The sequence below is a fragment of the Fontivita pretiosa genome (genome assembly GCF_050410795.1).
Lineage (GTDB): Bacteria > Planctomycetota > Phycisphaerae > Tepidisphaerales > Tepidisphaeraceae > Fontivita > Fontivita pretiosa.
The window spans coordinates 2,956,551-2,982,347 of record NZ_CP191258.1; the positions used below are offsets into that span (position 1 = coordinate 2,956,551).

Annotated in this window: 17 protein-coding genes; 13 read left to right on the forward strand and 4 right to left on the reverse strand. The window is 64.0% G+C overall.

Annotated elements, in window-relative coordinates:
* Positions 1-22: 22 nt before the first annotated feature.
* Positions 23-3,808 carry a DNA polymerase III subunit alpha gene (locus tag ACQS5P_RS11935; RefSeq protein ID WP_428936848.1) on the reverse strand — a complete coding sequence of 1,262 codons (3,786 nt, stop codon included), beginning with the start codon at positions 3,806-3,808 and terminating at the stop codon, positions 23-25.
* A 166-nt stretch (positions 3,809-3,974) separates the two neighbouring features.
* Between ACQS5P_RS11935 and polX the strand changes: the two genes are divergently transcribed.
* Positions 3,975-5,750, forward strand: coding sequence for a DNA polymerase/3'-5' exonuclease PolX (gene polX / locus ACQS5P_RS11940; RefSeq protein ID WP_428936849.1), 1,776 nt, complete (start codon positions 3,975-3,977; stop codon positions 5,748-5,750).
* 276 nt (positions 5,751-6,026) lie between these two features.
* On the opposite strand, the gene ACQS5P_RS11945 is transcribed toward polX, so the two are convergent.
* Together ACQS5P_RS11945 and ACQS5P_RS11950 are read right to left on the reverse strand one after the other, a co-directional pair.
* The gene (locus ACQS5P_RS11945; protein ID WP_428936850.1) at positions 6,027-6,281 is read right to left on the reverse strand and encodes a hypothetical protein; all 255 of its coding nucleotides are present in this window, start codon (positions 6,279-6,281) and stop codon (positions 6,027-6,029) included.
* A 28-nt stretch (positions 6,282-6,309) separates the two neighbouring features.
* Entirely contained in the window at positions 6,310-7,803 is a 1,494-nt protein-coding gene (locus tag ACQS5P_RS11950; RefSeq protein WP_428936851.1) for a DUF6798 domain-containing protein, read from the reverse strand.
* A 23-nt stretch (positions 7,804-7,826) separates the two neighbouring features.
* On the opposite strand from ACQS5P_RS11950, the gene ACQS5P_RS11955 reads away from it, so the two are divergent.
* Complete coding sequence (locus ACQS5P_RS11955) at positions 7,827-9,473, forward strand: Gfo/Idh/MocA family protein (RefSeq protein ID WP_428936852.1); 1,647 nt, start codon at positions 7,827-7,829, stop codon at positions 9,471-9,473.
* A gap of 88 nt (positions 9,474-9,561) precedes the next feature.
* Entirely contained in the window at positions 9,562-9,963 is a 402-nt protein-coding gene (locus ACQS5P_RS11960; RefSeq protein ID WP_428936853.1) for an ATP-dependent Clp protease adaptor ClpS, read from the forward strand.
* A gap of 59 nt (positions 9,964-10,022) precedes the next feature.
* On the opposite strand, the gene ACQS5P_RS11965 is transcribed toward ACQS5P_RS11960, so the two are convergent.
* Positions 10,023-11,048 carry a WD40 repeat domain-containing protein gene (locus tag ACQS5P_RS11965; RefSeq protein WP_428936854.1) on the reverse strand — a complete coding sequence of 342 codons (1,026 nt, stop codon included), beginning with the start codon at positions 11,046-11,048 and terminating at the stop codon, positions 10,023-10,025.
* A 340-nt stretch (positions 11,049-11,388) separates the two neighbouring features.
* On the opposite strand from ACQS5P_RS11965, the gene ACQS5P_RS11970 reads away from it, so the two are divergent.
* The 10 genes from ACQS5P_RS11970 (at position 11,389) to ACQS5P_RS12015 (ending at position 25,664) form a co-directional block, all read left to right on the forward strand.
* Positions 11,389-14,436, forward strand: coding sequence for a beta strand repeat-containing protein (locus ACQS5P_RS11970; protein WP_428936855.1), 3,048 nt, complete (start codon positions 11,389-11,391; stop codon positions 14,434-14,436).
* 314 nt (positions 14,437-14,750) lie between these two features.
* Positions 14,751-16,904, forward strand: coding sequence for an acyl-CoA dehydrogenase family protein (locus tag ACQS5P_RS11975; protein WP_428936856.1), 2,154 nt, complete (start codon positions 14,751-14,753; stop codon positions 16,902-16,904).
* A 75-nt stretch (positions 16,905-16,979) separates the two neighbouring features.
* On the forward strand, positions 16,980-18,113 hold the full coding sequence (pdhA, locus tag ACQS5P_RS11980) for a pyruvate dehydrogenase (acetyl-transferring) E1 component subunit alpha (RefSeq protein WP_428936857.1): 1,134 nt from the start codon (positions 16,980-16,982) through the stop codon (positions 18,111-18,113).
* The gene (locus ACQS5P_RS11985; protein ID WP_428936858.1) at positions 18,106-19,080 is read left to right on the forward strand and encodes an alpha-ketoacid dehydrogenase subunit beta; all 975 of its coding nucleotides are present in this window, start codon (positions 18,106-18,108) and stop codon (positions 19,078-19,080) included. The genes pdhA and ACQS5P_RS11985 overlap by 8 nt, the downstream gene beginning before the upstream one ends.
* 54 nt (positions 19,081-19,134) lie before the next feature.
* Positions 19,135-20,436, forward strand: a complete 1,302-nt coding sequence (locus ACQS5P_RS11990; RefSeq protein WP_428936859.1) for a dihydrolipoamide acetyltransferase family protein — start codon at positions 19,135-19,137, stop codon at positions 20,434-20,436.
* A gap of 29 nt (positions 20,437-20,465) precedes the next feature.
* Positions 20,466-21,377 (forward strand): MBL fold metallo-hydrolase, encoded by a 912-nt coding sequence (locus tag ACQS5P_RS11995; protein ID WP_428936860.1) that lies wholly within the window; start codon positions 20,466-20,468, stop codon positions 21,375-21,377.
* 26 nt (positions 21,378-21,403) lie between these two features.
* Entirely contained in the window at positions 21,404-23,047 is a 1,644-nt protein-coding gene (locus ACQS5P_RS12000) for an acyl-CoA carboxylase subunit beta (protein WP_428941018.1), read from the forward strand.
* A 54-nt stretch (positions 23,048-23,101) separates the two neighbouring features.
* Positions 23,102-24,463, forward strand: a complete 1,362-nt coding sequence (locus tag ACQS5P_RS12005) for an acyclic terpene utilization AtuA family protein (protein WP_428936861.1) — start codon at positions 23,102-23,104, stop codon at positions 24,461-24,463.
* Positions 24,464-24,543: 80 nt separating this feature from the next.
* A complete protein-coding gene (locus ACQS5P_RS12010; RefSeq protein ID WP_428936862.1) occupies positions 24,544-24,888 on the forward strand; it encodes an AtuA-related protein in 345 nt (114 codons plus the stop codon).
* Entirely contained in the window at positions 24,885-25,664 is a 780-nt protein-coding gene (locus tag ACQS5P_RS12015; RefSeq protein ID WP_428936863.1) for an enoyl-CoA hydratase/isomerase family protein, read from the forward strand. Before ACQS5P_RS12010 ends, ACQS5P_RS12015 begins: the two co-directional genes overlap by 4 nt.
* Positions 25,665-25,797 lie beyond the last annotated feature (133 nt).

Below are 25,797 nucleotides of genomic sequence, written 5' to 3' on the forward strand. Positions count from 1 at the left end.
TGACGGCGCGCCACGCTCAGTGCTAATCCCCGTCGGCATCCAGTTGCGCATCCATGGCCGCGACGGCGGATTCGTCGTCCGCGGGCAGCGCCGTGGCGGAGGCATCAGTCCCCCGGTCGCCCATCTCCGCTTGCGGTGAATCGTCCGTGAACAGCTTCTGTTGCTCGATGCGTCGCAGCCGCCTCGATCCCTCGCCGCGAAGCTGCACCGTGCCGCTGCCCAGCAGATGCTCGACGGCCTGGATCAACTGCCGGGATGGCCGGACTGATAACTCGCGCCCGAGCTGAAGCAGCACCTTCTGGGTCTGCGCCGTTTCCACCTGAAGGTAGACGCGCAGGTTGCCCGGATACTGCTTCAGCAGCGGCGCCAGCTCGGCCACCGTCGCGGGCGTGTGCCGCGTGTGGTCCAGCTTCACCGCAATCGCTGTGGTCAGACGCCCGATCGCTTCCTCGATGGGAATGATGTCGTTGACGATGATGCAGGGGGTTTCCCGCCGGCGGTCGATCTTGCCCTTCACGAACACGATCCGCTCCACCGTCAGCAGGTCCGGATAGCGCCGCGTCAGATCCGCATACTGATCCGACCAGATCGTCGCGTCGATCTGCCCTTCCAAATCTTCCAGGGTGATGTTGGCCATCTGCGAACCGGCGTTGCGTCCGTTCTTGACCAGGCTTTTCTTCACGCGGGTGATCATCCCGCCGACGGTCAGCTCGACCCCCTCGCGGTAATTCATTGCCTCGCGCGTGGTGGCGGTTGAGAAATGCTCCAGGGCCATCTGGTGTTCGGTGAGCGGATGGCTGGTGATATAGAAGCCCAGCAGCTCCTTCTCGAATTTCAGCAGTTCGGCGCTGGGAAGCTCGTCGATATCCGGCAGGGCGCCGGCCAGCGCGCGATGCGTGGCAGACGTGCTTGTCGCCGCGGAGGTCGCCGCGAACATGCTCATTTGTCCGGATCGCCGGTCCTGCTGGCTCTGCTGTCCCATTTCGATGGCGCGTTCCAGCACGTGCAGAAGCGGCGCGCGTTTGGGGCTGATGCTGGAGAACGCGCCGCATTTGACCAGCGCCTCGATGGTGGCGCGATTCACCGACCGCAGGTCCACCCGTTCGCAGAAGTCGTAGATCGAAGTGAACGGGCCGGACTTTCTTCGCTCCTGGAGGATCGCCTCCACCGCCTTTTCGCCAACGCCCCGCACAGCGCACAGCCCGAAGCGGATCACGCCCTGTCTGCTCTGTTTGTCGGCTGCATTCCTGCGTGGGCGGGCACCTTCCTTCTCGACGTACACGGGAGTGAAATCGCGATCCGAAACGTTGACATCCGGCGGCAGCACCCTGATGCCGCGCGTGCCATCCGGCAGGGTCATTCGTCGGCACTCCTCGATGTATTCGACCACCTTCTCGGTCGAGCCCATCTCGAAGGTCAGCAGCGCCGCCATGTATTCCACCGGGTGATACACCTTCATGTATGCCGTCTGAAACGCCACAATCGCGTAGCGGGTGCTGTGTGATTTGTTGAAGCCGTAGCCCCCGAACTTCAGGATCAGCTCGAAGATCTCCTCGGCCTTGTCGCGGCTGATTCCCTTCTCCATCGCGCCGCGGATGAAGTCCGGCTTGAATTTGGCGATGATCTCGACGTTCTTCTTGCTGATGGCCTTGATCAGCTTGTAGGCGTTGGACAGCTCGATCCCGCCGAGCTGGTTGAAGATCTGCATCACCTGTTCCTGGTAGACCATGATGCCGTAGGTCTCTTCCAGGATCTTGTCCATGATGGGATGGACACTGGGCACCGGCTCGCGCCCGTGCTTGCGGTTGCAGTACAGCGGGATCAGCTCCATCGGCCCGGGGCGGTACAGGGCATTGGCGGCGATCAGGTCCTCGATGCGGTCCGGCTGCATCTTCATCAGCAGGTCCTGCATCCCGCCGGACTCGAACTGGAACACGCCTTTCGTCTCGCCGCGGCGGAACAGGTCGAACACCTTCTGATCGGTCAGGTCGATGCTTTCGATGTCGATCTGGAGTCCCGTGGTCTGCTTGACCAGCTCGACGGCGCGGGTCAGCGTCGTCAGTGTCCGCAAGCCCAGAAAGTCCATCTTGAGCAGCCCGCACTTTTCGGCGATGGGGCCTTCGAATTGCGTAAGGATGTCCTCGCCCGACTTGTACAGCGGGACGATCTCGTCCAGGGGCTTATCGGCGATGATCACGCCCGCGGCGTGCATGCCGGCGTTGCGGCACAGGCCCTCCAGTCGCCTGGCGATGTCGATGATCTGTTTGGCGGTCGGATTGGTGTTGTACAGCTCGCGCAGGTCCGGCGCCTGGGCAAGGGCCTTGTCCAGCGTCATGCCCGGCGTGCCGGGGATGAGCTTGGTGAGCTTGTCCACCTCCGCCAGTGGAACGCCCAGCACGCGTCCCACGTCCTTGCACGCCGCCTTGGCCGCCAGCGTGCCGAACGTGATGATCTGCGCCACGTGCCCGTACTTTCTTCGGACATAGTCGATGACCCTGGCACGTCCTTCCTGGCAGATGTCGATGTCGATATCGGGCATCTCGTTGCGGGATGGATCCATGAATCGCTCGAACAGCAGTCCGTAGCGGATGGGATCGACGTTGCACAGCCCCAGCAGGTAGCCGACCATGGTCCCCACGCCGCTGCCGCGGGCGCCGACGGGAATGCCGTTCTGCCGGGCATAGTTACAAAAGTCCCACACGATCAGGAAGTACGAGCAGAAGCCCTTCATCGCGATGATCTTCAGCTCGTGCTCAAGCCGGGCGCGGATCTGCGGCGAAACCTCCGTCGTGCCGTAACGCCACTTCAGCCCCTCTTCGCACAACTGCCGCAGGTACAGCTCATCGTCCCCCATGGCACGGACGTCTTGCCCGTGTGAATTGTCCTGCCCGGACGGGCCCCCCGTGACGCGCAACAGCTCCCTGGGCACTTGATACACCGGCGCGTAGCGCTTCGAGAAGTCCAGCTCCAGATCGCACATCTGGGCGATCCGCAGCGTATTGTCGATCGCCTCGGGATACGCCGACAGCGCCTCGGCCATCTCCAGCGGGCTTTTCAGATACAGGTGCTCGGGGTACTTCAGCCGCCCTTCGTCGCTGATCAGCCGGCCCATGCTGATGCAGCAGAGCACGTCGTGGGCGAAGTGGTCCTCCCTGTTCAGAAAGTGCACATCGTTGGTGCCGACGATCCCCACGCCGAGCTTGCGCGCCAGCTCCACCAGCTCGGGGTTGACCATGTCCTGTTCCCGGATTCCCTGCTTCTGCACCTCGATGAAGAAGCGGTCGGGGCCGAAGATCTGGATGTAGGTTTCGGCGATTTGCCTGGCGGCCCTGGCGTCGCGCTTCAGAAATGCCGAGCAGACTTCTCCGCCCAGGCACGCGCTGGTCGCGATGATCCCCTTGCTGAACTGCCGCAGGACTTCCTTGTCGATCCGCGGCTTATAGTAAAACCCCTCGCGGTAGGCGATGCTCGAGAGCTTGATCAGGTTCCTGTACCCCTCCAGGTTCTGCGCCAGCAGCAGCAGGTGATACGCCGCCTCCCCCGGATTGCCGCCCGGCGTCGAGCGTTCACGGCGATCCCCCGGGGCCATGTACGCTTCCATGCCCAGGATCGGCTTGATGCCTTCCTTCTTGCACTCATTGAAGAATTCGATCACGCCGAACATGCACCCGTGGTCGGTGATGGCAAGACTGCTCATCCCCAGCGCCTTGGCACGCTTGACCAGATCCTGCACCTTGCAGGCCCCGTCGAGCAGGGAGTAGTGCGTGTGGACATGAAGATGCACAAACGACGCCGACTCGTTGGCCATGCTGCGAAGCTACCTCGCGGCTTGGCGGTTTCAAGCGGGCCGCGCGATGCCCACAGTTTTTCCCCAACCCGGCGTATAATGCGTTGCCGAAATCAGGCATCACGCGCTGTCTCGGCGCGCATTTGCACGCGACATGCGCCGGCGGATGCTCATAGACTCATAGCCCATGTCCCTCAACCAAGAACTCTCGCAACTGTTCCGTACCCTGTCGGCCATCATGGAGATCCGCGGCGAGCCGGTATTCAAGGCCATCGCCTTCTCCAAGGTCAGCCGCATCCTGGAAAACCTCCCGATCGATATCCGTGCCGCGGTGGAGGACGGCACGATCGAGCAGATCGAAGGCATTGGCCCGCACAGCCGAAGGATCATCGAGGAATACGTGCGCACCGGTCGCAGCAGTGACTACGACCAGGCGATCGCCAGTATCCCCGAAGGACTGATCCCGATGCTCCAGATTCCCGGTCTTGGTCCCAAGACGATCGCTCTGTTCTGGAAAGAGCGTGGCATCACGAACCTGGAGGAGCTGACCCGGGCACTGGAGGATGGTTCGCTCAAGGGGCTGAAGGGGATCGGGGAAAAGAAGCTGGAAGCGATCCGGCAGGGAATCCGAATGCGCGCCCAGGCGGCGCAGCGGATGGGCATCGGCGAGGCGCTGCCCGTGGCCGAGCAACTGCTGGCCGGGCTGCGGGCGCTGAAGCAGGTGACGCAGGCCGAGATCGCCGGCAGCCTCCGCCGACGCAAGGAAACCATCGGAGACGTCGACTTGGTCTGCGCCTGCAAGGACGGCGCATCCGGCGCCCAGATCACCTCGGCCTTCACCCGCTTCCCCGAGGTCAGCACGGTGCTGGGCGAGGGTCCGACCAAGGCCAGCATCGTCACCGCCAGCGGTTTGCAGGTGGACCTGCGCGTCGTGCCGGAGGAGAACTTCGGCGCGGCGCTGCTGTACTTCACCGGTTCCAAAGACCACAACGTCCGCGTGCGTGGGCTGGCCCAGGAAAAGGGCATGACCCTCAACGAGTGGGGGCTGTACAAGCTCCAGGAGTACGAGAAGATCCAGAAGAAGCCCGGCGAGGCGCCCAAGCTCAAACCGCTGGCCAGCAGAACCGAGGCGGAAATCTACAGGAAGCTGGGCATGTCGTACATCGAGCCGGAGCTGCGGGAGGATCGCGGCGAGGTGGAGCTGGCGCTGAAACACAAGCTGCCCAAGCTCATCGAGCGGGCCGACTATCGCGGCGACCTGCACTGCCACAGCACCGCCTCCGACGGCACCGCCAGCATCGAGCAGATGGCCGAAGCCGCCATCGCGCTGGGATACGAGTATCTCGGGATCACGGATCATTCCAAGAGCCAGGTGATCGCCAATGGCCTCTCGCCCGAGCGCCTGCTCGCCCACGTCAGGGAAATCCGCAGGATCTCGGATCGATTTGGCAGGAAGATCAAGCTGCTGGCCGGCGCGGAAGTGGACATTTTGGTGGATGGGCGGCTGGACTACGAGGATGCGATTCTGGCGGAGCTGGATTTCGTCATCGCCTCGCCGCACGTGTCGCTCAAACAGGAGTCGGACAAGGCGACAGATCGCATCCTGCGCGCGATCGAGAACCGGTACGTCAACATCATCGGACATCCCACCGGGCGGCTGATCAACTCGCGCCCGGGGTTGCCGCTGGATTTTGCCCGCATTTACAAGGCCGCGGCCGATTCCGGCACGGCGCTGGAGATCAACGCCGGTTATCCGCGACTGGACCTGAACGACATCCACTCCCGCGGCGCCATCGACGCCGGCGTGATGCTCTCGATCAACACCGACGCCCATTCCACTCAGGGCTTCAACGACATTGTGCTCGGGCTGTCCGTCGCCCGCCGCGCCTGGGTGACCAGACATCACGTGATCAATTGTCTGCCCCTGTCAAAGCTCCAGCAGTTTTTCGCCCGCAAGCGCTGAGCATTGAGCGCGTCGCAAGGAAGTCGCCAGGAGTGATGCCGCGCATCAGTGGGCAAGACTTCCCCGACCGATCTGTGTCCCGGAGCTTTCCAGCATGTGCTGAGCGCGCAAAAAAACGCGGATCGGAAGGGAGCCACCGCTTTCGATCCGCGTCTGCAATGAATCGGGTGAACTAACACAGGATAGCACGCATCATTGAATCGTCAATACTCGTTTCGGTTCTTCCTGTCAGTTCCTTCGCAGCATGTCGCGATGTGCTGACGGCGCGATGGCGCCTCAGGATCGACCGCGCGAGATCGGTGTCAGCGCGGCGCGCAGCTCGTCGGCGGGCAGGAGCTGACGAATCGCCACGCCCGTGCGCGCGTCTCCGCCCATCACCGGGATCGTCGTCTGCTGCGACTGGCGCAGCCGCCGGCTGACGTACTGGATCATCTCCGGGCGCACGCGGAGCTGATAGCGGTTGAGCAGAACCTCTTCCACGCGCGCTGCGACCTCGGACAATTCCGAATCAGACAGCAAATCCGCGGACACGACGTGCATCCTCCTTCAGTTCCCCAGATCAGCGTTGGACATCATACAGCGCGTACGATCCGAATGCATCCGTTTTCAGTCGCCGCGATTGCAGTGCGTCCAGCGGACGCGACGTGACGATGTACTGCGCGCCATATTGCCGGGCGACGGCGATCAGGTGCTCGGCGGGCAGCGAGTCGTAACGTTGCCGGATCGCCGCCAGCGTGCGCGGGTATCCGCGCGGCAGTTGCCGCAGGTCTGGCAGATCCAGTACCTGGGCGAGCCGTCGATGCCACTGCGGCAGCTCGCCGCTCAACTGCGGCACCGCCTTGTAGTTGATCACGATTGCCCGCCGGCCGATCAGCCGCATCGACTGCTCGTCAGGCGGCACGAGGAAAACCGCATCCCGATCGGTATTGCTGGAGATCCACTGACAGAGCCTGATGTAATCCGCATCATCGCGCGGCATGCGGAACAGTCCGAAGAATGGCCCGCGCGCGGCACAAACCGCGATCATCACGAGCAGTGCGGCACAACTCAGGAACATCGCCATCGGCTTGTGGTTTGACTTTGTCAGCAGCACCGCGGTTGCAGCGCACGCGAGCAGTTGCGCGTAGATACTGAACCGATACAGCGACATCTGCACGAGGGTTTCGCTGCAAAACCACACGCCCGCGCCCAGCAGGGCAACTGCGATCATCGCCAGGATGCCCAGCATGATCCGCCGCGCCTCGCCGCGAAGCACCAGCAACCCAGGCGGGATCGACCACACAAACGCGACCCAGATCCCCGCCGGCCAGCTTGACGGATCGTAGTGATGCGGATGCCGCAGTCGCACGTACAGGTCGATGAACTGCTCCAGGGGCATCGAGCCGCTGCGCGTGAGCTTTGCATGAGCCGCCAGGGCGATATTGATCGCGCCGGGCAGGATCGCGCCGATCATGCCGGCGATGTGGAGACTGTGGCGCGGTCGCGGCAGCAGCGATCGCGCGACCAGCAGGATCCCAAGCGCCACAGCCACCACCGCGTGATTCAGGTGAAAGAGCCCCGCCACGCCCAGACAGATCCCCGCCCAGTTCGGACGACCGCTCAGCCACAGGTAGATCGCCCACAGCATCGCGACGTTGGCGATGTTGCTGGGCAGCAGGGCCGAATCCTGAAAGAACTGGTACATGCCCAGCGCCGTGCCCGCCGCGCTGAGATAGTACAGCACGACCGAAGCAAGATAGGTCGTGTCATCTCCGCCGAGGGTTCTGACGATGCCCCGCCAGGCGATGTGAAACAAACCGATCAGCGCCACGTATCCCAGCACAAACGCCGGCTGGAGCAGCTTCAGCCGCAGCAGCATTTCCGCCAGGAGTGTGAACGCCGCGTGATACTGAAGCGTCTGCGTGAGGAACCAGTCATTGCGCAAGAAGGCCGGCTCGGTGCGACGAATCGCATCCAACAGATAGATCGTCTGGTTTCCATGGCCGAACTGATATCCCTGGATCGCCAGCGTCGTGATACTGCCCAGGAGAATGGTAAGATACGCCCGCAACACGGAAGCATCATTCGAGGACAGACATGACCGGGACGCAACACCGCGCGTTGATTTTCACTCCCGCCGATAACCCTCAGATCGCCGAAGCCTGCCGACTGCTCAGCGACGCGATGCGTGCAGTTGGCATTGACACGACGTGTACCACCGATGTCGCGTCGCTCAAAGCCCCCACGCTGCAGAAACACAATGTAGTGGTTCTGCTTGGTGTGAATAACCTGGATGGCGCTTCGGTGGAACAGCTTGGCGGATTCGTGGGCAGCGGCGGGGGACTGGTGGCAATCGGCTGCGCCGACGCCTCAGCTTCGCCCGACCATGCGTCGGCTCTGGGCAGGCTGTTGGGTGCGCGGCCGGTGCAGCGGACCGGGCCGGTCGAAATCAAGCTCAGCCCGCGGCAGCCTGATCATCCAATCAATCACCGGCTGAGCGAGTTTCGCCTGTCCGAATCGCTGCTATTGGTGGAATGTGCGGGGGATTGCCAGGTGCTGTGGTCGTTCTATCACGGAGGCAGGTGCTGGCCGCTGGCGTGTGTTCGACGGGAAGGCGGCGGGCGGGTCGTGTACCTGGGCGTGGGCAGCACCGCCGCGGCGATGAGCCAACCGACGCTGCGGCAGCTCGCCACCCGCGCCGTGCGTTTTGCCGGCGGCGAAGACTGGTCGCAGCGAACGGTGAAGGTGGCGGCGATCGGCTACGGCGGGGCGTTCAACATGGGCAAGCTCCATCTGGAAAGCTGCGCCCGCGCCCGCATGAAGCCCGTGGCCGTCTGCGATCTGGATCCCAACCGCCTGGCCACCGCAAAGGCCGAGCTGGGCCAGCACATCCAGACCTACACGAAGCTGGAAGATCTGCTTGGCGGCAGCGACGCGGAGTTGTGCATTGTCATCACGCCGCACAACACGCACGCCGCGATCGCGATCCAGTGTCTTCAGGCCGGCAGACACGTGGTAACCGAAAAACCCTTCACCATCACGGTCGCCGAGGCCACCAACGTCATCGAAACCGCCCGCCGCGCGGGAAAAATGGCCACCGTCTTTCACAACCGTCGCTGGGACGGGGATTTCATGGCCATCAAGCGGGTGATCGACAGCGGCCTGATCGGCGAGGTCTTCCACATCGAGTGCTTCTTCGGGGGCTACGGCGAGCCGCGAGCCGACTGGTGGCGATCCAGCAAGCGGGTCAGTGGCGGCGCGTTCTATGACTGGGGCGCGCATTTCGCCGACTGGGTCCTGAACCTCATGCCCTATCGGATCGAGTCGATTTCCGGCAGCTTCCACAAGCGCGTCTGGCACGCGGTCGATATCGAAGACCATACCGAAGCGTTCATCCGCTTCGAGGGCGGGCGCACCGCACACATCCAGCAAAGCTCCATCGCCGCCATCGCACGTGCCAAGTTCCGCATTCTGGGCACGCGGGGAGGAATCGAGCTGCCGCCGGGTATGAAGGACATGATCCGCGTGGTTTCGTACCGTAATGGCGTGCAACACGATGGAACGGTCCCGACTCTCAAGAGCGACTGGGACGGCTTCTATCGAAACGTTGCCGATCACCTGATCCTGGGCGAACCGCTGGCGGTCACCCCGGAGTCGGCACGCAAGGTCATCGCGGTGTTAAGCCTGGCAGAAGAATCCAGCAATCGCGGCGGGGCGCCGCTGCCGCCGCCGTTCGAGCAGTGAACCCGCCCGGTGCAAGCCTGTGAAAGGCATCGGCAAAAAGAAAATTCTTCTAGCCGAATTCGCGGCGGCGGGGCAAAATCGTAGGGGTATGGCCAAGGCGAGCGAAGCGTCCGCGTCGGAGAAGGAACTGGCCGGCGCGCCCGGGCAGCAGGCGGCGCCCAAGTCGGCCAAGCCGCGCGCCAAGCCCTCGCCCAGGCGAAAACCCAAACCCAAACACCTGCCGCAGTACCACGTGGTGCTTCTGGATGACGACGATCACACCTACGAGTACGTCGTGGAAATGCTCCACGCGCTGTTCGGGCATCCGGCGGAAGTGGCGCTGAAGATGGCCCGCGAAGTCGATAAGACCGGGCGGGTGATCGTCTACACGACCCACCGCGAGCTGGCCGAGCTGAAACGCGACCAGATCCACAGTTGGGGCGCCGACTGGCGCGTCAAGGCGTGCAAAGGCTCGATGCGAGCCACGATCGAGCCCGCCTGCAACGCCTGACGCGCCCGCCGATCAGCCGCGCGTGCGATGTCGGATGCTTCCGACACGCCACGACCGGCTCAATCCTGCGTCCACTTGCTCACATCCCACAGCTTGATTGTGTGGTCTGTCCCGCCGTAGCCGATCGCCATCGTCCTGCTGTCGGCCGAGAAGGTCATCGACTCGATTCGCCCGGGGTTGTTGGGGATCACGTGTCGAAGCTCGTAGGTTTTCGGATCCCAAAACTTGATCGTGCGGTCCTTGGAGCCGCTGACGGCGTACTTGCCGTTGGGCGTGAACATGACGGCGTCGATCTCCTTGCCGTAGTCATTGCCATGCGCGTACGGCTCGTCATGCAGCAGCTTGCCAGTCAGGGCGTCCCAGAAGATCACCTGTCCCCAGTCGGTGCCGGTGCCGCTGAACAGCAGCTTGCCATCCGGCGAGATGTCAACCGTCTCCAGCACGTCCTTGTGGCCGCTGAGCACCTGCTTCGGCTCGCCGCTGGCGTCCCACAGGCGAAGCGTCAGGTCGTGCGAAGCGGTCACCAGCGTTTTGCCATCCGGATACCACGCGACGGACTTGACCTTCTTGGTGTGCTCGGTGCGCGTGACCAGCAGCTTTCCGGTCTGCACATCCCACAGACGGAACGTGCTGTCTTCGCCGACGCTGGCCAGCGTCTTGTCGTCCGGCGAGAACTCGACCTCGCGGACTGCGGCGGTGTGTCCCTCCAGCACGCGGATCGGCTCGAACGTTTTCGCGTCCCACAGGATGATCTTCGTGTCGGTGCTGCCGCTGGCCATCAGGTTCCCGGCGTGGTTGAACGCCACGCTGTACACGTCGCGGGTGTGGTTTCGCAGCGTCTTTTTCAGCTCCAGGCTGGCCAGGTCCCAGATCTTGATGGTGGAGTCGCGGCTGGAAGAGACCAGTGTCTTTTCGTCGCGTGAGAACTCCACGCAGAGCACCGAGCCGTCATGGGCCTTTTGAATGTGCCGGAAGGGCGGCAGCGGCTCCTCCGCTTGGGCAGTGGCGGTGAAGGCCAGGGCCAGACTGACAATCAGTTTTCCGGCCCGGCGGATCCAATGAATCGACCGAAACGAACATGACATGAGATTGACCTCCTATATCGCGTCGTTGACGCACGTTAATTGATACTATCGAAAGCTCCCCGCGTGGCAAACAGTTGGCCGAATTAGCGGCTTGATGTGCTTTTCGGCCACCGCTGGATTGCCCGGTTTACCAAACCTCGGCGGGTCGCAGACGGATGGGTTTGTGCTGCGGCCGGGGCTGTCGTGTGCCTGGGAATCTGCTGGCCAGCCTGGGCGAATTAGCTTATGCTTAGCGCTGCGCTCAAACGCACCAGTGGTGAGCGCCGCTGAATTGCGAGCCCTGAATCACGCCTGATCAACAACACCAAACGAAGCCCCTCGGAGGGCAGGAGAGAATCGAATGTCTTGCAATGCGCTTGACGGAAACACCACCCGCAGCATCCCTGGACCAACGGCCCGGTCTGGCCGCAGATCGCGCTCGCAACGCCTGGCACTGGCGGCGATCGCGTCGGCGGCACTGGCCGTCACCGCCAACGCCCAGTCGATCTCTTACAACGGTGGAACCTACTCGCAGAACTTCGATGGCCTGCCCAACACCGGCAGCTTCACCCTGACCGGCGCCGGCCCGTTCCTGCTCAGCGATCCGCCGATCAGCGCCACCGGCGTGCAGGGCTGGTCGTTCGCCAAGGTCGGCGGCAGCGGGGCCAATGCGCTGTTCGCGGCCGACAATGGCAGCTCCGTCACTGGTCGCGTCTACAGCTACGGCTCCACCGGCAGCACCGAACGCGCGTATGGCATGTTGCTCTCGGGAACCACCATCTCCACCATCGGCGCCGTGCTGTTCAACAACTCCGGCACGACCTACAACGCCCTGACCATCACCTACACTGGCGAACAATGGCGCCGCGGCAACACCGGCGGGGTCCCCGATAAGCTGTTGTTCGAGTACAGCGTTGGCGCAGGCGATATCGTCAGCGGAGGCTTCACCAGTTTCAGCGCGTTGGATTTCACCTCTCTCCAGACCGCCGCCGCCGGATCGCTCAATGGCAACGATGCTGCCAACCGTGCCACCATCACCGCCACCCTTACTGGCTTCAACTGGGCGCCGGGGCAGACGCTGGCCATCCGCTGGAGCGATCTGAACATCGCCGGATCGGATGATGGCCTGGCGATCGACGACTTCAGCCTCGTCGCCAGCGTCTCACGCAACCTGATCTGGAACCCGCCCGGCAACAACTGGAACACCGACCCGGGCAATACCAACTGGCTCGATGGCGGATCCAGCACGTCGTTCATGAACGGAGACGCGGTGAACTTCACCGACGCGGGTCTGGCGGCAGGATCGACGGTGAACATCGACGCCGCGGGCGTGGCGCCCAGCGCCGTCAATGTCTCCAATACCACTGGAACCTATACATTCACCGGCGGCTCGATCGGCGGCACCGGGGGGCTGACCAAGACCGGCGGCGGAACCCTGGTGCTGAACAACACCAACACGTTCGCCTCGGGCGTGGCGATCAACGATGGCTTCGTCGTCGTCAACAGCGACGCCGCCCTTGGCGCCGCCGCTGCCAACGTCACCATGGGCGGGGGAACGCTGATCGCCTCGGCCAGCATCACCGGCACCCGCGGCGTGCAGCTCACCGACGCCACCTTCAATACCATCGACACCGCCAACAACACCGTCAGCCTTGGCGGCACCACCGGCGGCGGAAGCGTCACCAAACTCGGCTCCGGAACCCTCATCTTCACCGGCGGGGTCAGCCATACCGGCTTCACCACCCTGGCCGGCGGAACGCTGGTGCTGGCGCAGACCGGCGGCGCCGCGAACCTCAAGACCTTCTTCAACGGCAACGACTTCACCGGCGACCTGGTCGTCACCGGACCGACCCGCGTCAACTTCAACGATGGCATCTTCGGCGGCGCGGGCAAGATCTGGATCAAGGCCAGCGGCGCGCAGATCTCCAACACCGGCGCCAACCTCCAGACCATCATCAACAAGGACATCGTGCTGAATCCGGACAATCTGCCCGGGCCGTTCGTCACCTTCATCGGCGGCGTCGGAGGGCACGAAACCATCTTCAACAACCCCATCAGCGGAGCCTCGGATGTGAACTTCGCTTCAAGCCCGTCGGGCGGCGGGGCGGGAACCATCATCCTCAACGCCGCGGCAACCTATACCGGCGCCACCTACCTCAACCACGGCGGCGCCACCCCGGCCACCGTCGATAACACCGACCCGAACAATCCCATCATCACCGCGCCAGGCTTCCCCGCCGGAACCATCAAGCTCGGCCTGGACAACGCTCTGCCCGTCACCACCGACGTGATCAGCAACACGATCGCCAACCCCAACAATGGCCCCGGGCGGATCGACCTCAACGGCTTCAACCAGATGATCAGCTCGCTGTCCACTGGGACCGGATCGGGCTCGGGCGTGGCCGAGATCACCAATTTCGGGCCGAACAACTCCACGCTGACGATCAGCGGCAGCAACTCTCCGACCACCGCGTTCAATGGCATCCTCACCGACGGGCCGACCAACACGCTGGCGCTGGTCAAGGACGGGACCAACACCGTGCAGCTCAGCGGCGTGTACCCCGCGCGCTACACCTGGGCCAACGACACCACCGCCAACGGCGGCACGTTCGTGCCGGTGCGGCCATATTCCGGCGGAACCTATGTTCGCGGCGGGACGCTGATCGCCCCTGAGTTCTCGCATGGCACACTGTCGGTCACCGGCGGCGAGGCTCGCGTCTCGGTCAAGACCGTCGCCAACGACCCGGCCGGCACCACCCGTGTGCCGGCGCTGAGCGTCTCTGGCTCCGGCAGGCTGGACCTGAACAACAACAGCCTGATTGTCGATGGCGGCAACTTGGCGAACGTCACCGCGGCACTGAAAACCGGCCTGGAAAACGGCGGAAACTTCGACTGGCTTGGCCCGGGCATCGGCAGCACACAGGCCAATGTCCAGAACACCACCGCCGGCAGCTTCCTGTATGGGCTGGGTGTTGTGCTGAATGACCTGACGCAGGTCGGCGGCTCCGGACCGATCTACACCGACTTTGCCGGCAAGAGCGGACTGGATGGCGATGAGGTGCTGGTGAAGTTCACCTACTTCGGCGATGCCGATGTTTCCGGCAGCATCGATGCCACCGACTACAGCCTGATCGACAACGGCTACGTCAACAGTCTCAGCGGCTGGATCAATGGAGACTTCGACTACTCCGGCACGATCGACGCCACCGACTACGCGCTGATCGACAATGCATATGTCAATCAGGCTGGTCCGCTGGCGGAAGCCATGATCGCCGAGCACGCACGGATGTTCGGTGGTGAGTATTTGGCGGCGTTGCGGGCGATCCAGTCGGGGGTGATTCCCGAGCCGGCGTCGCTGGGTCTGCTCGCGGGTGCGGCCTGGTTGGTCGGATCCAGACGTCGCAGGTGACGGCCAGCTCCGAAAAGACTTCCGATCGAATGCGGCGCGGATTGCGCCCATGCCTTGGCCGCGAGCAGCTTTGTCTTTGCGCCGACGCCCGATCTACGCGCGCTGCGACGATGTCCATCTGTGGCGACGGTGCCACTTTCGCTGCCCCGGATGAATCCTGGCCGCGACAATCGGCATAAGCGCCATGGCCGAACGAGCCTGGCGCCGGTTCCCTTCAATTCACTGATTCCTGCGTTGCCCGGCGTCCAATCCGTTCAATAGACTAAGATTAATTGTCCCGTCTGCTGGAACCGACTTTGCGGAGGGTCGGACGCATGGCACCAGACCTCAAGGCGCTCAAGGGCGTCTCGCAGCAGGACCGGCGGCTGATCGAGCAGGCCGAGCAACTGCTCGGGCCCGAGCCCGAGTCAATGGGCTTCGTGAAGAACCTGTTCTGGGGTCGGGTGCGCGAAGACCTGATCTTTCCCTACCCGCAACAGGATCCACAGGAGCAGGACCGCTGCGAGAAGATGCTCGCCGAGCTGGACGAGTATCTCCGCAATGAACACCCCGCAGTGCAGATCGATCAGGAACAGGAAATCCCCCGCTGGTGCATCGACCGGCTGTTTGAGATCGGCGTCCTGGGCATGACGATTCCGCAAGAATACGGCGGCGGGGGGCTGGGAATCACCAGCTACAACCGGATCCTGGAGCGCATCGGGCGGAGCTGCGGCTCGACCGCGGTGATGGTCTCGGCACATCAGTCGATCGGGTGCAAGGCGATCATGCTCTTCGGCACCGAAGAACAGAAATGCCGCTGGCTGCCGATGCTCGCCAGCCACCAGCTCAGCGCCTTCTGCCTCTCCGAGCCGAATGTCGGATGCGACGCGGGCGGGCAGGAAACCCGCTGCGAGCTTTCGCCCGACGGACAGTACTACATCCTCAACGGCGAGAAGAAATGGGCCACCAGCGGCGCGATCTCGGCGCTTTTCACCGTCATGGCCAAACAGAAGATGCCCGACGGCAAGGATCGCGTCACGGCGCTGGTCTGCACGCCGGACATGCCCGGCGTGGACATCTACCAGGCCAACCGCAGCAAGTGCGGCATCCGCGGGACCTGGCAGGCGCGGATCCGCTTCCGCGACGTGAAGGTCCCCCGCAGCCACCTGCTGCATCAGGAAGGCAAGGGGCTGAACGTGGCGCTGAGCTGTCTGAATTACGGGCGGTGCACGCTGTCGGCGGGGATGCTCGGCGGGGCGCGGCGCGCCTTCGAGCAGGCGACCAAGTGGGCGCAGACACGATACCAGTTCCAGCGGCCGCTGGCTGAGTTCGAGCTGGTCCAGCAGAAGATCGCGCGGATGAGCGCCCTGTGTTATGCGATGGACGCAATGCTCTACATGACCTGTGCCATGCTCGACCGCCACGACGAAGACATCATGGTCGAAACCGCGATCTGCAAGACGTTCTGCTCGGAGATGGGCTGGCGGGTAGTGAACGACGCAATGCAGATCATGGGCGGCGAAGGGTACATGACGGAAAACGAGATCGAGCGGATCCTTCGCGACAGCCGCATCAACCTCATCGTCGAGGGGGCCAACGAAGTGATGCAGAGCTTCATCTTCGCCTACGGCGGAAAGCAGTTGGCCGAGCACCTGCTGGGCGTGCGCGAGAGCATCGGACAGGTGTACCGCAGGCCGGCGCTGCTGAAGGTGGCGATTCCACTGGCGGCGGAACTGTATCTGGGGATCAAGCCTCGCCCGCCTGCGGTCACAAAGGTTGATGCGTCGTTGCGGCCGGTGGCGCGGCGGTTCGCCCGGCTGGTACGCGATCTGTCGCATAACTTCAAGCTGGCGTCCAGGCGCTATGGAGAGTCGATCGTCTGGCGGCAGGCGGTGCAGGCGCGCATCGCCGACGCCGCCATGTGGCTTCACGCCTTCGCCTGCACCCTCAGCAGACTCGATCGCAACCCTCAGGATCAGACCCACCGCGCCGCGGCGATGCATTTGTTCGACCTGGCCGAGCACGAGATCCGCCGCAGCTTCCGCGAGATCTTCCAGCACACGGATGAGTCGATGCGGTCGGCGGCGAAGTGCGCGATGGCGCAGATTGCGAAGCTTCCCAACAGCGACTACGCCATCCCCGAAGCCTCGCCGGTGGCGCGCGGCACTGGCCGAAAGCTCCCGCAGGACGGGATCAAGCGCTTCCCAGGACCCGGCGGCGCTGCTGCCTCTTTCGGTACTCAGCCAGACAGCCCCGCTTCCGCCTCTGCTCGCACCCAGGCACAGGGCGCGCATTCTCCCTCTCCCTGTACTCAGGGAGCGGGCGCCTCTTCTCCCTCGCCCTGTACTCAGGGACAGGGCAGGGGTGAGGGTTCTGTCCCAACGCACAAAGACGAGCGTAGAGGACGGAAGACAGAATCTGAGCACTTCTGTCCTCCGCCTGCTGCGCTTCCAACGAGAAGCCCCGCTCCAAGGCGGGCTACAATGTGAGTGAGGTTTCCTGTGCGCGTGGCCCGCGGCCGACCGTCGCGTGCTGTGCGAAGCCGGTTTTTCAGGGAGTCACCCATGCCCCAGAAAACGGTGTACCAGGCCCGCATCGACTGCCTCCAGATCCTCGACGAGCAGGGCCGGCTCGATCAAACCCTCGCCCGCGACACCCTCGGCGACGAAGACGTCAGATCCCTCTACGAGCAGATGATCATCTGCCGGGAATTTGACGAACAGGCCTTCAAGCTTCAGCGCAGCGGGCGAATGGGGACATTTCCGCAAAACAAGGGACAGGAGGCCTCGGCGCTGGGCGCCGCCAGGGCGCTGCGGCGCGGCTGGGATCACATCGTGCCATATTACCGGGAGAATCCGGCTTTGTTTCTGCACGGGCTGCCGATGCACTACGTGCTGCTGTTCTGGATGGGAGATGAGCGGGGCAATGCGATCCCCGCTCACTACTGCATCAACCCGCTGATCGTGGCGATCGGCACACAGACCCTGCACGCCGCGGGCATCGCCTGGGCCTTTAAGATGCGAAAGGAACCGAAGGTCGTGCTGAGCTTCTTTGGCGATGGCGCCACGTCGACGGGTGATTTTCACGAGGCGATGAACTTCGCATCGGTGTTCAGGCTTGCGGTGATCTTCACATGCCTGAACAACTGCTGGGCGATTTCGGTGCCATCATGCCGGCAGACCGCCGCACAGACGTTCGCGCAGAAGGCGCTGGCGTACGGGATGCCGGCCATTCAGGTCGATGGCAATGACATCTTCGCGGTCTACAAGGCGCATCGCGAGGCGGTGGAGCGTGCCCGCGGCGGCGGCGGGCCGTCCTTCATCGAATGCCTCACGTATCGCCTGGGCGATCACACCACCGCCGACGACGCCCGCCGCTACCGTGATCCAAAGGAGTACGAAGCCGCCCTGGCGCGCGATCCGCTGATCCGAACGCGCAAGTATCTCGAATCCAAGTCCCTCTGGAACGATGATCTCCAGGTCCAGACCGAAAAGCGCGCCAAGGCGATGGTGCAGGACGTGGTGCAGGCGGCGCTGCGGACCGGCAAGCCTTCGATCGAAAGCATGTTCGACTACACCTTCGAGCAGCTTCCACCCGAGATCATCAGGCAGAAGCAGACGCTGCGGACGGATTCGATCGGACAGGATCCCGAGCAGATCGGCCTGCGGGCCAAACACCGGGAGCCGCACCATGCCTAAGCTCAACCTTGTCGAGGCGATCAACCTGGCGCTGGTGCAGGAAATGGAGGCCGACGAGCGCGTCCTGGTCCTCGGCGAAGACGTGGGCGTGAACGGGGGCGTGTTCCGCGTGACCGAAGGCCTCCAGAAGCGCTTCGGCCCCGAGCGCGTGATCGACACGCCGCTGAGCGAATCGGGCATCATCGGCACATCCATCGGCCTGGCGATGGCGGGCATGCGCCCGATCCCGGAGATCCAGTTCGAAGGCTTTCTCGGCCCGGCGTACGACCAGCTCGTCACCAACGCCGCGCGGATCCGCACGCGGACGCGAGGCGTGCTCACCTGCCCGATCACGGTTCGAGTGCCCGTAGGCGGTGGAATCCACGCGCCCGAGCTGCACAGCGATTCGCCGGAAGCGGTCTACGCCCACACCCCCGGCCTCAAGGTCGTCATGCCCTCGCGACCCTACGACGCCAAGGGACTGCTCATCAGCGCCATCCGCGATCCCGATCCGGTGATATTCTTTGAGCCCAAGCGCGTCTATCGCAGCTTCAAGGAAGATGTCCCCGAAGACGAGTACACGATCCCGATCGGTCAGGCGAAGCTGCTCAATGAGGGAACCGACATCACCGTGGTCACGTGGGGCGCGATGGTGTTCGAGTGCCTGGAAGCGATCGACCACCTGCCCGAGAACATCAGCGTCGAGCTGATCGACCTGCGCACGATCTGGCCGATCGACTACGAGACGATCGCGCAGTCGGTGCGGAAGACCGGCCGGGCCGTGGGCGTCCATGAGGCGCCCAAGTCCGTGGGATTGGGCGCGGAGATTTCCGCGTTGATCCAGGAGCACTGTTTTCTTTACCTGGAAGCGCCGGTGCAGCGCGTGACCGGGTTCGATGTCGTGATGCCGTACTACAAGCTGGAGAACGACTATCTGCCCGATTCCACCCGCATCATGCGAAGCATTCAGGATTGTCTGGCGTATTGATGATCTGATTGGGAACTTGGGATCGGAGATCCCGGGTCGTTATTGGAAACTGCGATGGCACGAGCCGGAACCGATCCAAATGTCTTTTACCTGCCGGACCTTGGCGAAGGGCTGAGCGAAGCCGAATTGGTCGAGTGGACCGTCGCGCCGGGTCAGCACGTCAGCGAGCATGACACGATCGCCCGGATGGAGACGGACAAGGCGCTGGTGGAAGTGCCCAGCCCGCGCGAGGGAACGATCGCGGTGCTGCACGGCAAGCCGGGCGATCGCATCAAGGTCGGTATGCCGCTGGTGACGTATCAGGCTCAGGACCAGCCTGCGGCCGGCGCGACGCGAATCGGCGGCGGGGAATCGGCGGACGCCGGTACAGTCGTGGGAACGCTGTCGGCAGTTGGCGGCGTAGGCGAGGAACCCGGCAAGGTGCGCGCCGCGCCGGCGGTGCGTCGTCTGGCCCGGGATCTGGGCGTGGATCTGGAACAGGTCCAGGGTACGGGCATCGGCGGGCGGATCACCTCGCGAGATGTGCAGGCGGCGGCACGCGCGGCGGGATTGACGCCTCAGCCCCTGTTCGATGATGAGCCGCCCGCGCCTCCGCCCATCGTCGAAATGGCCGCCCATGACCAGCGCGAACCGCCTTCCGCTCAAGGCGATTGCATGCGCATTACCTTCCGCGGCGTGCGACGAACCATCGCCGAGCACCTCCGCTACAGCGTGACCCATGCGGTTCACTACACCGTGATGGACGAGGCCGATGTCTCGGCACTGGAGAATCTGCGGCGCAAGCTGATGGCCGCCTCCAACGAAAAGATCAGCCTGCTGCCGTTCGTTGCGTCGGCGGTGTGTCGGGTTCTTTCGGGCCGCGAGGGGTCGCAGTTCAACCGGCTCAATTCGACGGTGGATGACGAGAAGCAGGAGATCGTTCAGCATCGCCGCGTGCATTTGGGGATCGCGACGGACACCGAAAGCGGTCTGATGGTGCCGGTGATCCACGACGCGGACAAGCTTGGCGTTCTGGAGTTGGCGCGGCGGATCGCGCAACTGGCAAAGGCCGCCCGCGACCGCACGCTGCCTCGGGATCAACTCACAGGCTCCACCTTCACGATCAGCAATTTCGGCAGCTACGCCGGCAGATTCGGAACGCCGATCATCAACTATCCCGAGGCCGGGATCCTCGCGGTGGGCCGCGCGCGCGAGGGCGTGGTGGTGCGCCAGGGGATGATCGGAGTTGGGCGGCTGCTGCCCCTGAGCCTGGGCGCGGATCATCGCGTCATCGACGGTGGCACCGCCGCCACCGCGCTGGCGAAGATCATCCAGCTTCTGCAAAATCCCGACGAGCTTCTGCCAACGACTCAATGAACCCAGTGTCACAAGGTGGTCCTGAATCCATGGGCGAACCACGCTATCGCTGGAAACTGCTTCGCGCCGGACGTCTGCTGCTGGATGGCGGCGGAATGTTCGGCGTGGTGCCGAGAGTCGTCTGGTCCAGGCTCGTTACCCCGGACGAACGCAACCGCATCACGCTGGCCCACAACTGTCTGCTGTTGAGCAATGACCAACACACGGTGTTGATCGAGGCCGGCAGCAGCCAGACGCTGGATCCCAAGATGCGGGAGATCTTCGGGCTGGAAGATTATCACATCCACGACGCGATCGACCAGGCCGGGGCGCGATGCGAAGATGTCGATCATGTGATTCTCTCACACCTGCACTTCGACCACGCGGGCGGGCTAGTGCGGCGGGCGCGGCATGGCGACGGAAGCGAACTGACCTTCCCCAACGCGCGGGTCATCGTTCAACGCCGCGAATGGGAAGATGCCATCGCCGCTCGTTCCGTCATGACCCGCACGTACTACCGAAGTCATCTGGATCCGATACGCGAGCGGCTGCGGCTGGTCGAATCCACCCCTCCGTTCCTTCCCGGCCAGCCGCTTGACCGCGACCAGTTGCCGGCGATTCCCCTCCAGCAGCGGGTCACCCCCGTGCTGCCGGGCATCGAGGTCTTCCTCGCGCCCGGGCACACCTGGGGCCAGCAGGCAGTCAAGTTCACCGACCAGCACGGACGCACGGTCGTCTTCACACCCGATGTGATGCCCACGATTCACCACGTCGGAGCGGCGTACAGCCTGGCGTACGATGTCGAGCCGTACACCAGTATGCTCACGCGGCACTGGTTCCTGCTGGATGCGGCCAAGCACGACTGGCTGCTCGTGCTCGACCATGAGCCGGGCAACCCCTGCATGCGCGTCCGGCCGGATGGCAAGGGATGGTACAAACTGGTTCCCGAAAGCATCGAATGAACGCAAAGGCCCGCAAACCAGGCGACATGACCAGCAACGCCAGGACGAGCAGTGCGTCGTCGCCGCTCGATGCCTCGGCGTCTTTGCGATCATGGACTGATCAAATCCTGGCGCAGGAGCAGGTGCTTCGTCAGGGAGGCGGACAAGCAGGCCATGCGCGGCAGAAAAACCTGGGGCGATTGGGTGTGCGACAGCGCCTGGCACTGCTGCTGGACAAGGACTCGCCCTGGATCGAATTCGGGCTGTGGGCGGCCTGGGGGATGTACCAGGAGGTGGGCGAGGTTGTGTCGGCGGGCGTGGTCACGGGCGTCGGATATGTTCACGATAGGCCATGCATGATCGTCGCCAACGACGCGACGGTGAAGGCGGGGGCCTTTTTCCCGATGACCTGCAAGAAGGTTCTGCGGGCCCAGAAGATCGCCGCGAAGTGCAACCTGCCGCTGGTGTATCTGGTTGATTCGGCGGGCGTGTTTCTGCCGATGCAGGATGAGATCTTCCCGGACGAAGACGACTTCGGGCGAATCTTCCGAAACAACGCGGTGCTCAGCGCGATGGGCGTGCCGCAGTATGCGGCGATCATGGGCAACTGCGTGGCGGGCGGGGCGTACCTGCCGGTCCTGTGCGACAAGATCCTCATGACCAGCGGCAGCGAGCTGTACCTTGCCGGGCCGGCGCTGGTGAAGGCGGCGATCGGACAGGACGCAAGTCCCGAGGAGCTTGGCGGCGCGACGATGCACTCGCAGATCAGCGGCACGGTGGATTTTCATGAGAAGGATGATGAGTCATGCCTGTCGCGGCTGCGCCAGCTCATCGCGCTTCTGCCTGCCTGTCCGAAAAAGACTCCCGACCCCTTAAAAAAGGGGTCGGGAGTCTTTTACAGGGTTTATGACCTGCTCAGTCTCGATGGACGCAGGGAATACGACGCCCGCGACCTGCTCAAATGCTTCGTCGATCCCGACTCGCTCATCGAATACAAAGCCGACTACGGCAAGAGTCTCGTGTGCGCCTATGCCGCGATCGGCGGAATCAAGGTCGGCATCGTCGCCAACCAGCGCACGCGAACCAAGTCCCCCCGCGGAGAGCTTCAGATCGGCGGCGTGATCTACCCCGACAGCGCCGACAAGGCCGCGCGCTTCGTCATGGACTGCAACCAGACGCAACTGCCGATCGTCTTCTTCCAGGACGTGCAGGGCTTCATGGTCGGCCGCGACGCCGAGCAGCATGGCATCATCCGCAGCGGCGCCAAGCTCGTGAACGTCGTAAGCAACTCGACAGTCCCGAAAATCACCGTGATCGTCGGCGGCTCGTTCGGGGCCGGCAACTACGCGCTGTGCGGCAAGGCGTTTGATCCGGTGTTCATCTACGCCTGGCCGAGCGCGAAATACGCCGTCATGGGCGCAGAGCAGGCCGCGGGCACGCTGCTGAAGCTTGCCCAGCGCCAGGCGGAGCGAGCGGGCCGGAAGCTGACGCAGGCACAGATCGACGAGCTTGGCCAGACGATTCGCGCGGGATATCAGCAGCAGACCGACGTACGTTACGCCGCCGCTCGCGGCTGGGTCGATGCCATCATCGCCCCGCACACGACACGCGATGTGCTGATCGAGTCGCTGAAGCTGGCGACGCGCCCGCCTCCGCCGGGCGGGCTTCGCGCCGGCGTGTTGCAGGTGTGAGTCCTGCTTATCCCTGTGCCCGGGTTTTCGGTGCAGATGCCGAACAGTCGCTGTATGGACGACAACATACGCATCGCCAACGCGCAGGCCTTCTGGGGCGACAGCTCCGACGCCCCGGCCACATTGCTTGCCCAGCAGCCGCAGATCGACTGGCTGACGCTGGATTATCTGGCCGAAGTGTCGATGTCGATTCTGGCGCGGCAGCGGCAGCGCGATCCAACCGCCGGCTACGCGCGCGACTTTCTGGACGTGATCCAGTCTCTCGCGCCGGCGTGGCGAAACGGCAGCCGCATGCGACTGATCTCCAACGCCGGCGGGTTGAACCCGCGGGGCTGCGCCCAGGCGTGCGTCGCCATTTTGCGTGGATCCGGATGCGCGGGGATGAAGATGGGCATCGTCAGCGGCGATGACGTCCTCGAGCAGCTTCGATCCGATCCGACGTGCCAGCACTACTGCAACCTGGAAACCGGCGCCACTCTGACGGACATCCTCGACAGGCTCGTCTCCGCCAACGCCTATCTGGGCGCCGCGCCGCTCGTCCAGGCGATCGACGTCGGAGCCGACATCATCATCACCGGTCGCCTCGCTGACCCCAGCCTCACCGTCGCGCCGTGCATGGCACACTTCGGCTGGCGGAGCGACGACTACGACCGTCTGGCCGGCGCGACCGTCGCCGGGCACCTCATCGAGTGCGGCACTCAGGCCACCGGCGGCATCAGCACGGATTGGCTCGATGTGCCCGATGCGGCCAACATCGGCTTCCCGATCGTCCAGGTGAGCGACGACGGCTCGTGCGTGCTGAGCAAGCCTTCAGGCACGGGCGGGCGCGTCAACGCGCGCACAGTCAAGGAGCAGCTTGTCTATGAGATCGGTGATCCGGCGAACTACATCAGTCCCGATGTCGTGGCATCATTCCTGACTCTGCGGGTCCAGGAACTTGGGGACGATCGAGTGCGGATCGGCGGCGCGACGGGCCGCGCGCCCACGCCGTTTTACAAAGTCAGTGCCACATACCGGGCCGGATACCGGGCGTCGGGGATGCTCACGATCGTCGGGCGCGATGCAGTGCTCAAGGCGCGGCGCTGCGGCCAGATCGTGCTGGATCGTCTGCGTCGCGCGGGCTTCCAGCCGCAGCGGACGCTGGTGGAGTGTCTTGGCGGCGGCGATGCCGCGCCGGGCGTATTGCCGCGACGCGACGATCTGCACGAAACCGTGCTGCGCATCACGGTTGCCGATGAACGGCGCGACGTTGTCGAGCGATTCAGCCGCGAAATCGTCCCGCTGGTAACCGGTGGGCCGCAGGGAACCAGCGGCTACTTCGACGGTCGGCCGGCCGTCCGCGAAGTGTTCGGCTATTGGCCGTGCCTCATCCAGCGCGACCGCGTGCAGGCACAGGTGCAGGTGCTCGACGTTTGACGCCGCATAACGGGTGCGGCCCATTGGATGACATCGGCGGACGTGAACCGGATACCCGTGAGCCCAGAAGGATCAGAAGCATGAAGCTGCGGCTCGGACAAATCGCATACGCGCGCAGCGGCGACAAGGGCGCCGCGGCGAACATCGGCCTGATCGCTTACACGCCCGCGGGTTACGAGCTGCTCCGCCAGCGGCTCACCGCCGACGTCGTCGAACAGTTCTTCGCTCCGATGCATCCGGGCCGCGTGAGGCGCTATGAGCTGCCGAACCTGGGCGCGCTCAACTTCGTCCTGCCCGAGATCCTCGGCGAGGGCGGCGCCGGACTGTCGCTGCGCATCGACGCCCAGGGCAAGGCGCTGGGTCAGGTCCTGCTTGAAATGTCGATCGACGTGCCCGACGATTTGCTGCCACAATGCCTGCCATGAGCCAACCCCTTGTAAAGCTCGAATCGCCAGATGCAGCCATCGCGATCCTCACGCTCGACCGTGCCGACAAGCGCAACGCGCTGAGTCTGGAGCTGATCCAGCAGATCACGTCGGCGGTAATGCAGTCTGCGGGCGAGCTGGCGCGGCGCGTGTTGATCGTCCGCGGCGAAGGGCCGGCATTCTGCGCGGGGCTGGATCTGCTCGAAGCGTCGCAAGCGGACATGGCCGAAAAGTCCGCCGAGGCGATGGCGCGGATGTTCGAGGCGATCTGCACCTCGCCGCTGGTCACGATCGCCGCAGCGCACGGGGCGGCCATCGGCGGCGGGGCGGGGCTGGTCATGGCCTGTGACTTCGTCGTCGCAGCCGATGACCTGAAGCTCGGCTTTCCCGAAGTACATCGCGGACTCGTCGCGGCGCTGGTGACGGCCATCCTCCAGCGCCAGGTTGCCGATCGCACCGCACGCGAGCTGGTCTTGCTCGGACAGACCATCGACGCCGAACGCGCCAGACAGATCGGGCTGGTGAACCGCGTGGTCCCGGCGCAGCAACTGGTGGACACGGCGATGGAGCTGGCGCGGCAGGTTTGCCGGGCAGCGCCCAACGCCGTCGTGCGCAGCAAGCGAGTGCTTGACGAATTCAGCCCGCATCCGATCCGTCAGGAGCTTGGCCGAGCGATCCGATATCACCTTGAGGCGCGCAACTCGTCCGAAGCGGAAGAAGGACTGCGGGCCTTTATCGAGAAACGCCCGCCGAAATGGGGTTCCCGATCCGCCTGAACCCGCGGGCGATAGCCGCGAGCGACACGAAGCAGTACCCGTATCGCGAAGCAATTCCATTCCCATCGCGCCCTTGTTCGTGCTGATCGCGCCGCGACGGTTTGTGGGGATCGACGATGAGCCGGGTCCGCCG

What these genes read in the sequence shown, in the direction of transcription:
- ACQS5P_RS11965 (WP_428936854.1), bottom strand. Translation starts at nt 11,048, where the DNA reads ATGTCATGTTCGTTTCGGTCGATTCATTGGATCCGCCGGGCCGGAAAA.
- ACQS5P_RS12015 (WP_428936863.1), top strand. Translation starts at nt 24,885, where the DNA reads ATGAGCCAACCCCTTGTAAAGCTCGAATCGCCAGATGCAGCCATCGCG.
- ACQS5P_RS11975 (WP_428936856.1), top strand. Translation starts at nt 14,751, where the DNA reads ATGGCACCAGACCTCAAGGCGCTCAAGGGCGTCTCGCAGCAGGACCGG.
- ACQS5P_RS11960 (WP_428936853.1), top strand. Translation starts at nt 9,562, where the DNA reads ATGGCCAAGGCGAGCGAAGCGTCCGCGTCGGAGAAGGAACTGGCCGGC.
- ACQS5P_RS11955 (WP_428936852.1), top strand. Translation starts at nt 7,827, where the DNA reads ATGACCGGGACGCAACACCGCGCGTTGATTTTCACTCCCGCCGATAAC.
- ACQS5P_RS11990 (WP_428936859.1), top strand. Translation starts at nt 19,135, where the DNA reads ATGGCACGAGCCGGAACCGATCCAAATGTCTTTTACCTGCCGGACCTT.
- ACQS5P_RS11985 (WP_428936858.1), top strand. Translation starts at nt 18,106, where the DNA reads ATGCCTAAGCTCAACCTTGTCGAGGCGATCAACCTGGCGCTGGTGCAG.
- ACQS5P_RS11935 (WP_428936848.1), bottom strand. Translation starts at nt 3,808, where the DNA reads ATGGCCAACGAGTCGGCGTCGTTTGTGCATCTTCATGTCCACACGCAC.
- ACQS5P_RS12000 (WP_428941018.1), top strand. Translation starts at nt 21,404, where the DNA reads ATGACCAGCAACGCCAGGACGAGCAGTGCGTCGTCGCCGCTCGATGCC.
- ACQS5P_RS11995 (WP_428936860.1), top strand. Translation starts at nt 20,466, where the DNA reads ATGGGCGAACCACGCTATCGCTGGAAACTGCTTCGCGCCGGACGTCTG.
- pdhA (WP_428936857.1), top strand. Translation starts at nt 16,980, where the DNA reads ATGCCCCAGAAAACGGTGTACCAGGCCCGCATCGACTGCCTCCAGATC.
- polX (WP_428936849.1), top strand. Translation starts at nt 3,975, where the DNA reads ATGTCCCTCAACCAAGAACTCTCGCAACTGTTCCGTACCCTGTCGGCC.
- ACQS5P_RS12005 (WP_428936861.1), top strand. Translation starts at nt 23,102, where the DNA reads ATGGACGACAACATACGCATCGCCAACGCGCAGGCCTTCTGGGGCGAC.
- ACQS5P_RS11970 (WP_428936855.1), top strand. Translation starts at nt 11,389, where the DNA reads ATGTCTTGCAATGCGCTTGACGGAAACACCACCCGCAGCATCCCTGGA.
- ACQS5P_RS12010 (WP_428936862.1), top strand. Translation starts at nt 24,544, where the DNA reads ATGAAGCTGCGGCTCGGACAAATCGCATACGCGCGCAGCGGCGACAAG.